The sequence below is a fragment of the Desulfobulbaceae bacterium genome (assembly GCA_015231515.1).
Taxonomy (GTDB): Bacteria; Desulfobacterota; Desulfobulbia; order Desulfobulbales; family VMSU01; genus JADGBM01.
In genome coordinates this window covers 1-9,833 of the sequence record JADGBM010000110.1, presented here as the reverse complement: position 1 = coordinate 9,833, position 9,833 = coordinate 1, and the positions used below count along the sequence as shown (strand labels likewise).

Below are 9,833 nucleotides of genomic sequence, written 5' to 3'. Positions count from 1 at the left end.
AATTCTCCGACAAACTGTCAAGAAGAAAAAAAGTTTTTGCCGCACAACCTCGCCACCAATAACTATCTGATAATAAAGGAATAAATAGAAAATGCGCCACATAATGTGCTAGCAAAAAACAAACCAGCACCACAGGTGGTATGCCGACGACTGTTTTATTTCTGTTTTTTTATGCACGAAAAACAAATTCGAAGTGGGATACTTTTCAAAGCGAAGAAAAAAGAGAGAAAAAAAGGGGATTGAAAACTAAAAAGAGAAGATTCAACGCAGACTGGAATTTCAGAACAACTCAGAGCATCACGAAAAAAGGGGAAACAGAAGATCGCCTTCTATTTCCCCTTGCACATCGTCTCAGAAACGAACTACTTCAATGGAGCGCCTGATCAATATCTAATAAAATTTTAACCTTATTCCCGCCAGCGGTTTTCGCCATTCCGAGAATATAGCTGGTATTGATGCCTGCCCCAAGTGCAGGAGGTTCCTCTATCTCTTCAGCTCTAAAAGAGGTCACCTCTGAAACCGAGTCAACAACAACACCTATCTGCTTGGAATCAGAATAGATATCCGTTTCAACAATGACAATACAACTTCGGTCGGTATAGGCAATTTCCTCCATGCCAAGCTTTGAACGTAGATCAATAATTGGAATAACTTTACCTCTGAGATTAATAACCCCTTTTGCATAGGGCGGAGCCTGATGAACTTTGACAAACTCCATCATCTTAATAATCTCTTTAATTTTCAGAATATTAACTCCAAACTCCTGGCGGTTCAGGATGAATGTCAGATAGCGCCCTTCTCTCGCCAACATGGCCTTATCACTTGCCCTTCCAGCGGAATTAGGAACCAATAACTGGCTTATAATCGAGTTGCTATTGAGAAAAGAGGTGGTAACTCGAGCCATTCCCTCACAGGCTTCGTCTGCATATTGAGTATCCACAAAGCGATCAAGGTCGACCATGGCGCCGACTTTCATTGTTTCAGACATGTAGCGCTGCATCTTCGCCAAATCATCTTTCGACGGATACAAATCACCTGTTTTAATCCCCTGAGGATCCTTCAACACATTCTTCAATACCGGCACTTTAAGGCCTAGTTTGCCATCCGGGTCAAGAAAACCTACCGCAATCTCAGCTGCAGCATCTGGCCTGCTTTCAACAAATTTACCTGCTCTCACCAGAAGCCGGGTCAGCTCATGAACGGCTTCAGGATGGTTTTCTGTAAAATCATCGCGCAAGGTAACCACACAGCAGGGATGATTCTCCCATAGTTCATTTGACAGAAACTGCTGGCTGGCAATCCCTGCCGCAATTGACTTTGTCCCAATAGGCTCTGCTACCAGAAATCCGCAAGCCTCAGTATTTTCCTTCAGAAAAACGGGCATATTTATCGGCGCAACAATCTCCAGGTTAACATCAACGTCGTCACCTTTTTCCATATCTGCCTTCAAGCCGATCCCTTTAAAAAACATATGAGTCAACATATGATGAACGGACATCTTGTGGGGTATTAAAAAAGAGCGTTTTCTGAAAAAATTCTGATATGGCTCAGAGAACTCCCCAGACTGGCTTCGCACCATAATACTACCACTGCGATGCGCAAATAAAACAAGTTTAATTGGAGCCCCGTAGTTGAACAAATCCATGGCGATCGGCGCCAGAATCAGAGCACCGTCAACCTTACCGACCTCCAAGAACTCCTGAACGGGATTCCAACCAGCTAAGCATTTTGTCTCAAGCTCAAAATACTCAGGAACAACCTCTCCAGTTTCAATCCATTTTTTTAAAACACCTAAAATCAGATGATCTGTAATCTGAATATGGGCCAGCCGCAGTTTAACCTTGCCAGACAGACCAATCTGCGGACCGGACTCGACCCCACTTCCAGATAAGTCTTGCCCAACGCCAAAAGCGGCGTCCATTTTCTCTTTAAGTTCAGCTGGACTGAATGGCTTAGCAATCAGTCCGTTTGAGCCTGCATTTTGCGCCCTTTGAGCCTGGCTCCTATCCGACTGACCAGTTGCCATCAGAAAGGGAATCTGTTTGAAAGCCTCATTCTCTCTCATCCATACCAGCAACTCATAACCGCCCATATTGGGCATATTCCAGTCACTGATAACAAGGCCGACATCACCTTGCTCCTGAAGAATTTGGGTGGCTATCTTCCCGTCAGCCGCCTCTATGACATTTTCAAACCCCAAGGATTTTAAGGTCTTCACCTCAATTTTCCTCATGGTTACGGCATCTTCCACCAATAGTATTTTAATATCTTCGGGAATGCTCATCACGCTAAACTCTCCTTTGGGAAATTACGAGATTTTCGACATCAACAATTAGACCTTCATTAATGGTAAAATTGTATCAATTTTAAAATTGTAAGTGAAGCAAAGATTTGTATTTAGCAGCCAATGTGTATTTTTTTTTAAACAAACATGACGGGCAGAAGACAAATCCTGTTTCAGCGATGGCATTTAAAGGAGATATTCAGCTTAGCCCGAAAGGTAGAAACCATTTCACCTTCAATGGTCATATCCAGTTCTTTTACTGTGGCGACCCGTAAATCACTGTATTTATTTCGCGCTGCCGCAATAGCATTTTTAGCGGCATCTTCCCATGAATCTTTACTTGTTCCAACAAACTCAATAATCTGATAAGCACTGTTTGACATTGTCTACTCCTTTATTTTAGCTGAACAATCCCTGGCCCGCTCAATCAAATAAATCGATGTAGAACAGAGACAATTAACGCAACGTTATGATTAAAAATACGAGATACGCGCAGCCCTCAAAATAATACCTAAGGTACTAAAAACCCAATACGGCATCAAGCGCAATCCATTCTTTCCCGAAAAAACCTTACTCACTTGGCAAAAAACGTACAGTCAGGTCATTGCCGAACATATTTCTCGACGATATAAGGATCGGGTCCAGCTATCTTTTCTTCAGAAATCTTTAAAAATCCTTCAAATGCAGGGAAATAGATATCTCCTTCAACCTCACGTAGTACCGTTGTCAAGATAATAGTCTGGACATACGAGATCGCCTGCTCAAAAATCTGTGCGCCGCCGATCACGAAAACCTTGTCGTTTTTTGCACACAGATTGATCGCTTCATTCAGACTCGAAACAACATCACAGCCATCGGCCCTGTATTTTTTGTTTCGAGATACAACAATATTTCTTCTACCAGGAAGCGGACGGCCAATTGACTCAAAGGTTTTCCGTCCCATTATAAGAGCATGGCCCATGGTAACCTTCTTAAACTGCAACTGCTCTCCGGGGATATGCCAGGGAATAGCCGCCCCACGGCCAATAACCCGATTCATTGACATTGCAACAATTATTGTTAGTTCCATAGGTACGCTCTACGGTTAGTGACCTCACCTGAAGAACAGGCTTTTAAACGCTGACAGTACGATCAGTTAAAACTGAAGTGTAGCAAGGAAAAATTAATCAAATCTTACAGTACAAACTCTTGCCAAAGCTGACCGCCATACATATAGTAGCCAAATCATATCATAACAGTATATGACCAACCAGTGAAACGATAATAGCGACACGGTTTCACTCTCATCAATACAGATATCACCTTTACATAGAAAACTTTCGCAATGGACTACTACAAAATTCTTGGCGTTGATAAATCTTCCTCAAGTAATGACATTAAAAAAGCGTATCGGAAGCTCGCCCTAAAATACCATCCAGACCGCAACAAGGACGACAAAAAGGCCGAAGAAAAGTTCAAAGAGGCCAACGAAGCCTACGCGGTTCTTTCTGATCCGGAGAAAAAAAAGCAATACGATACCTTCGGTTCAGATAGATTCCAACAGAGATACTCACAAGAAGATATCTTCAGAGGAAGTGATATTGGTTCGATTTTACGCGAGTTTGGTGTCAATTTTGGCGGCGGCTTCTCGCAACAGGCCGGTGGTCGCGCGGGTGGCAACCCCTTTGAAAGTATGTTTAGCCAAGCTCAGCATATGGGGGGCGGCAATCCATTCCAGCAGTCCCGTGGCTGTGGGGGCCAGCAGAGTTACCAACCGACAAAGGGTGCTGACCACACAATGCAGCTGACAATCAGCCTAGAAGAGGTTCTTAATGGCACGGAAAAAACCATTGCCCTTGGCAGAGGTCCAGCAGCCGATAAAGTTTCAGTAAAAGTGCCAGCCGGCATTGAGTCCGGCAAAAAGCTGCGAATTTCCGGCAAAGGGGCGCCCTCACCAAATGGCGGACCCTCTGGTGATCTCTATCTGCTCATCACTGTTCAAGACGACCCACGTTACAAGCGAGATGGCAGCAATCTGATCGTTGAAGAGCAAATCTCTTTCAGTTCTGCGGTTCTTGGAGACGTAATAGAGGTTCCAACACTAGAGGGCAAGCAGCTTAAGGTGAAAATTCCGGCTGGAGTTCAACCACAATCAAAACTCCGCCTAACTGGTCACGGACTGCCATCCGGCCCCCTTGGCCCTCGAGGTGACATCATGGTAAAAATTCTCGTGAAAGTTCCCCCGAAAATCTCTGCCCAGCAAAAAAAGCTCATTAAACAACTAAAAGAGGAAGGCCTGTAACAAACAATTTCACAGGAGCAACGACACAAATAAAGAGGACATGCTGAACATGTATTTATGGGGCAACCCGCCCCTCAAATAAATATCATCTTCGATTCGAGTCAGAATTTCGGTCATCAAGACTTCATAGCCCATATTGATATATCCATCCTCACCTACCTCATTAGTTCTAAACAACAACACCCCTTTCGTATCTTTATAGGTTTTAATGCGCCAGTTAACCTGACTCAAGTTAAAATGAAGGCGCTTGAGCCGCTCTAAAGGTATCTGCAAGCCTGAGAACATGAAGCCATCGTCATCAAGCCCGTAGGCCTCCCGAATACTTTTCACCAGCCCCAGGGCCAGCAGGTAGACTCGGTCTGGATCACCCGGCGTTTCAGAGAAGGCCTCGGCCAACACCGCAGCTGAGTCTCTGCCAGCAAATTCGTCGAGAACTGCACTCCCGCCAAACAACTGAGCAAGGCGCTTCTGGCGCCAGACCGGATCATATTGATAACATGGGTTTTTTTCGTAAAGGCGGGAAGTATAGGTACGCAGAGAGTCGAGGTTTCTCTCTCCATGATACTTAAATATCTTTAGATCTGTGGGGCCAATAATGTCAGTTATGATACAACCAGAAAAAACCAGTAACAGGATTGAGACAAAAAAAACCGGGGCCTTTTTGGTAGACAAAAGGCCCCGAACTAACTGATTTTTGTCATAGCCTGTCAACCGCAATCCGCCGACCTAAAGTGCCTTTTTGGTAATTTTTTTCACAGCATCTATATAGCGCAGCCTTGTTTTCTCAACAATATGAGCAGGAAGTTTTGGTGCCGGTGGCGTTTTGTCCCAGTCCAAGGACAACAAATAGTCGCGCAGGAACTGTTTATCAAAACTTGCCTGGCCACGGCCTGTCTCATATTCATCTTCCGGCCAAAACCTTGACGAATCGGGGGTAAGGACTTCGTCGATAAGAATTAATTCACCATCAAACCAGCCCAGTTCAAACTTTGTATCCGCGATAATTATGCCATTTTGCCGCGCATAATCTGCGGCTTTCTGATACAGGGCAACACTGATTTGGGCAATTTTCTTGGTCTCTTCAACCCCTACAATCTTTTCCATCTGCTCAATGGAGATATTTTCATCGTGCAGGCCCATCTCCGCCTTGGTTGATGGCGTAAAGAGAACCTGTGGGAACTGCTCAGACTCTTTCATCCCTTCCGGTAATTTGAACCCACAGACGACATTATTTTTTTTATACGCCTTCCAAAATGAACCAGAGATATAACCCCGCACAATACACTCAACAGGAAGAGGCTTGGCTTTTTTAACCACCATGCTTCGCCCCCGTAACTCCTCGCGGTATGGAGAACACTCGGCAGGATACTGATCAACATCAGCAGTAATCAGATGATTTGGAACAATATCCTTAAGGTAATCGAACCAAAAGAGCGAAACCCTTGTTAAGACTTCCCCCTTTGAGGGTATCGGGTCATCCATCACGACATCGAAGGCGGAGATGCGGTCTGTCGCGACCATCAGCAATGTCTCACCAAGGTCGTATAAGTCCCGTACCTTACCACGGTGGATCAGTTTTAAATCGGGGAAATTTGTTTCAGTAACAGGTTCCAGGCTCATAACACTCCTCTTATGGAATTGGTTAAATTTTTACGGTCAACACATTATGCCTTGAAACAAGGTAAACTGACAACAGTAAACTACCTCTTCTTGACAAAAAACCTCCTGATGCACCTCATGAGCTAGGCAGCATAGATGATTTCAGGTACGATAAAACCATTTCTGGACCTCTTTGTCGGTAAACTTCTTGACCACAGGCCTACCGTGAGGGCAATGTGAAAATACACCTGCCCGCTGTAACTGATCGAGCAGGTTCTCAATCTCCTCAGGCAAAAGTTTATGGCCAGCCTTTATGGAGGCCTTACACGCCATACCTGAAAGAATTGCGTCAAGCCTGCTCTCCGCCGGTCGTTCAGCATCGTCACGATAGCGCTCAATAATTTCTCGCAACACCTCTTCCCCTGAAGCTTTTGCTAATGTGACCGGCACAGCATTAACTACATAGGTCGCCCCTCCAAACTCCTGAACATCGAGCCCAAGGCGGGCAATCTCTTCAGCAAATTGCTCCAAAACCATAATTTCCGAGGCGCTTAACTCAACCATTTCAGGGAACATCAAGGTCTGACTCGGCACTGCGGATCTGGCGTATTGAACCTTCAACTCTTCAAAAATAAGTCGCTCTTGGGCGGCGTGCTGATCGACCACAACCAGCCCACCTTCTACCTCACAAAGAATATAGGCGTTACGAAGCTGACCAATAGGCCGAATAGGTGGGTAGGATTCCTCACTAGCGTGGGCAGGGATGACAGTTGCGCCTCCCCGCTCACTCTTGGGCGAAGAAAGCGTTTCAACTGGTTTGGCCGTTGATTCATAGCAGGCTTGCCGCTCTTTGCTGGCGGTGCCATCTCCAGTTGGCGCGACTCTAATCTTGGCCTCGCGATTTTTCTGAGGCGTTTCACACGAACTGTTCTGCCCAGCACCGGGAGTTGCAGTGATACGTTGTTCAGCGCAAACAGATCTCTCATAAGGCATTGTGCCAATATCCTTCCCAGCCCAGAGAGAGATATCCTGTTTTTCAAAAATTGCCCTTGGGCTGATTATTTCAGGTTGGAGATTGTTGCCAACCAAAAGAGTCGCAGGGCGGGTATCAGCAGGAGCTGCAATTGATTCTTTTGTGGCTGAACAACGTAAACTGGTTCTGTCTGGGGTAGCGTTGCCTTCAGGTGTACCAAAAACATCCACCCGCAGCTGTTGCTGATACGCTCTCAATCCGGCAGCAACGGCAGAAGAAATTGCCCGGTGAATCTGTCCTGTATTCCTGAAGCGGACCTCCTGCTTGGTTGGATGCACATTCACATCAACATCCTCGGGATTAATTTCCACAAAGACCAAGCCGCCGGGTCGCCGTCCCTTCATCAAAAAACCCTGCATCCCCTCAACAACAGCATGGGATAGCAGACGATCTTTAACGAAGCGTCCATTCACAAAAGCCCACAACTTTGACAACTTACCGAAAGCCTGATCCGGGGGGACAAGAAAACCGGTAATTTTTATACCTGAATCAAGCGCTTGTGTGCTCAGTTCAATTAAATCGATTTCACCACTAACAAGTGCTTGAAAGCGTATTTTAGCGGAATCGGCATTGTCTGAAAAATGGAAAATGCGTTTACCAGCAACACTATAGGAAAAGCCAACCTCGGGGTTAGCCAGACAGTAGGAACGTATGACCTCATCTATATGGGAAAGCTCGGTCTGTGCTGTTTTCAAAAACTTGCGCCGGGCAGGAACATTTCCAAAAAGATCCCGCACTTCAATCATGGTTCCAGAAGCACTGCCCATATCATGAACCTTTTTTATACTGCCATAGTGCACATAAATGCTGGTTCCGAGAGCAGATGCTGGCGGACGTGATGTGATGGTGACTTTTGAAACCGAGGCGATACTTGGAATTGCCTCACCCCTGAACCCCAGGGTCGTTATGGTGGAAAGCTGCTCGGCGCTGGTCAATTTACTTGTGGCATGACGCTCAAGACAGAGGAGGATGTCGTCCTGGTCCATACCCATCCCATTATCAATAATTCGAATACTGCGGGTACCGGCACCATCGACATCAACCTCAACTGAAGTAGCGCCGGCATCAAGGGCATTTTCAAGAAGCTCTTTTACAACGGAAGCGGGGCGCTCAACAACTTCTCCTGCGGCAATCTGGTTGGCAAGAAATTCGGGAAGTATCTTGATCTGCGACATTTAGTCCCTTATGAATTATATTCGTGTTATTTGTGGCAAGAAATCCAGAAATTCTTTGAAATAAACAACTTGCCTCTACCGTTAAGGGACTTATCCTAAATAGGCTGATGTTTAATTCCACTTAAGTGGGTTACGGTTTAGACTTACGGGTTAGGGGAAAAAGATTATGGTCCGACAAATAAGCTCTGAGAGTGCTGTCGACTGCATCAGCCCTTCAGATATTGCTGGATGTGTAGATCAACCCAGCCTTCATCCCACCACTCAACAGGAGTAACAAATACACCATTAACAAGTATGGCAAAATGCAAATGATCGCCACCAGCCATCCCGGTGGTTCCAGTCTTACCCATAACTGCTCCTTGCTCGAGGAGCTCGCCTTCGGTAACACTAATTTCACTCATGTGTGAGTATAAACTAAAAACCCCCAGACCATGGTCGAGAATAACCATATTGCCGTAAATACCAAGATATTGTGCAAAAACAACCTTACCCCTGTTGGCGGCCTCTACATCTGCCATACGAACAGAGGCCAGATCAACACCGAGATGGACCTGGCTGTCAATTTTAGTACCATTATAAAAATATGACCGGTATTCAGCAAAACCAGCACGTCTTGCACTGCCGCGCATACGCCCGAATTTTCCAGACCAGTATTGTTCCGAACTGGAGTGACTGCAAATCTCTTTGATTTGCTGGGCATTTTTTTTACGTATTTCGTTGTTGACGTAGACATATTGATCAACTAACTCACCAGTCATTTCAGGGTAATACTGAGCAAACTCAGGTATCTTCTGATTGAGAAAGCTATCGCCAACCGTGATGGTGTCAGACTCTTTCTTTACCTTGCGCACCTTCATGGCAAAGACAAGCAAACCTTGATTGCCGGCCTTATCAACTCCAGTTATAGTTGATTTATCTATCGTTTCAGCATCATACTGAACTCCAATCATTGCACCAAAAGTACCTGTGCTTCTGCCTGGCACAGGAAAACCCGGATGAAAATCATCGTCGATCGTTACCCCGTGATTAAAAATATCTTCATCGGCACGATAAATGATGATGCCAGCACTCCCGGGCTTAATGGAGTTTGGCGAGTCCACCAACGATATGTGCGGAGGCTTTACATCAAAGGCAATTGCATGGGAAACAGCTGTCTCGTTGCCTGCCATCCATTTCCAAAAAGAAAAATCATGAACGGTAACAAACAGATCGGCCCGGCCGTCAGTCATGCCGAGCTTCAAGGCGTCAAGCTCTATGCTTTCCAGTATCTTTTTTGGGCCACCGGAAAAAAAACCCTGCTTCACATACCGTTTTGTTGCAAGTTCCTGTCTCTTATCGCCTTGCTGCAAAACAACCAAGTACGATTGAACACCACTTTTATCATCGACAATCTGTAATTCAATGACACCGTTACGTCCGATGAGCGACAGATCGTTCAAAATGGTAACATGCGGTTTTTCC

Annotated in this window: 8 protein-coding genes; 1 reads left to right on the top strand and 7 read right to left on the bottom strand. The window is 45.5% G+C overall.

Annotated elements, in window-relative coordinates; all coding sequences use genetic code 11:
• Positions 1-367 precede the first annotated feature (367 nt).
• The 3 genes from HQK80_13550 to HQK80_13540 all read right to left on the bottom strand — a co-directional run bounded on the left by HQK80_13550 (position 368) and on the right by HQK80_13540 (position 3,353).
• Complete coding sequence (locus tag HQK80_13550) at positions 368-2,284, bottom strand: chemotaxis protein CheW (protein MBF0223227.1); 1,917 nt, start codon at positions 2,282-2,284, stop codon at positions 368-370.
• 173 nt (positions 2,285-2,457) lie between these two features.
• Positions 2,458-2,667, bottom strand: a complete 210-nt coding sequence (locus HQK80_13545) for a dodecin domain-containing protein (protein MBF0223226.1) — start codon at positions 2,665-2,667, stop codon at positions 2,458-2,460.
• A gap of 218 nt (positions 2,668-2,885) precedes the next feature.
• On the bottom strand, positions 2,886-3,353 hold the full coding sequence (locus HQK80_13540; protein MBF0223225.1) for a dihydrofolate reductase: 468 nt from the start codon (positions 3,351-3,353) through the stop codon (positions 2,886-2,888).
• A 255-nt stretch (positions 3,354-3,608) separates the two neighbouring features.
• On the opposite strand from HQK80_13540, the gene HQK80_13535 reads away from it, so the two are divergent.
• On the top strand, positions 3,609-4,565 hold the full coding sequence (locus tag HQK80_13535) for a DnaJ domain-containing protein (GenBank protein ID MBF0223224.1): 957 nt from the start codon (positions 3,609-3,611) through the stop codon (positions 4,563-4,565).
• Between the two features lie 9 nt (positions 4,566-4,574).
• Here HQK80_13535 and HQK80_13530 read toward each other — a convergent pair whose 3' ends face one another.
• From HQK80_13530 to HQK80_13515, 4 genes are all read right to left on the bottom strand, one after another.
• A complete protein-coding gene (locus HQK80_13530; protein MBF0223223.1) occupies positions 4,575-5,276 on the bottom strand; it encodes a hypothetical protein in 702 nt (233 codons plus the stop codon).
• Between the two features lie 15 nt (positions 5,277-5,291).
• Complete coding sequence (locus tag HQK80_13525; GenBank protein ID MBF0223222.1) at positions 5,292-6,185, bottom strand: phosphoribosylaminoimidazolesuccinocarboxamide synthase; 894 nt, start codon at positions 6,183-6,185, stop codon at positions 5,292-5,294.
• A 141-nt stretch (positions 6,186-6,326) separates the two neighbouring features.
• On the bottom strand, positions 6,327-8,372 hold the full coding sequence (gene mutL / locus HQK80_13520; protein MBF0223221.1) for a DNA mismatch repair endonuclease MutL: 2,046 nt from the start codon (positions 8,370-8,372) through the stop codon (positions 6,327-6,329).
• Between the two features lie 206 nt (positions 8,373-8,578).
• Positions 8,579-9,811 (bottom strand): M23 family metallopeptidase, encoded by a 1,233-nt coding sequence (locus HQK80_13515; protein MBF0223220.1) that lies wholly within the window; start codon positions 9,809-9,811, stop codon positions 8,579-8,581.
• Between the last annotated feature and the right edge of the window lie 22 nt (positions 9,812-9,833).

What these genes read in the sequence shown, in the direction of transcription:
- mutL (MBF0223221.1), bottom strand. Translation starts at nt 8,372, where the DNA reads ATGTCGCAGATCAAGATACTTCCCGAATTTCTTGCCAACCAGATTGCC.
- HQK80_13545 (MBF0223226.1), bottom strand. Translation starts at nt 2,667, where the DNA reads ATGTCAAACAGTGCTTATCAGATTATTGAGTTTGTTGGAACAAGTAAA.
- HQK80_13525 (MBF0223222.1), bottom strand. Translation starts at nt 6,185, where the DNA reads ATGAGCCTGGAACCTGTTACTGAAACAAATTTCCCCGATTTAAAACTG.
- HQK80_13535 (MBF0223224.1), top strand. Translation starts at nt 3,609, where the DNA reads ATGGACTACTACAAAATTCTTGGCGTTGATAAATCTTCCTCAAGTAAT.
- HQK80_13550 (MBF0223227.1), bottom strand. Translation starts at nt 2,284, where the DNA reads ATGAGCATTCCCGAAGATATTAAAATACTATTGGTGGAAGATGCCGTA.
- HQK80_13540 (MBF0223225.1), bottom strand. Translation starts at nt 3,353, where the DNA reads ATGGAACTAACAATAATTGTTGCAATGTCAATGAATCGGGTTATTGGC.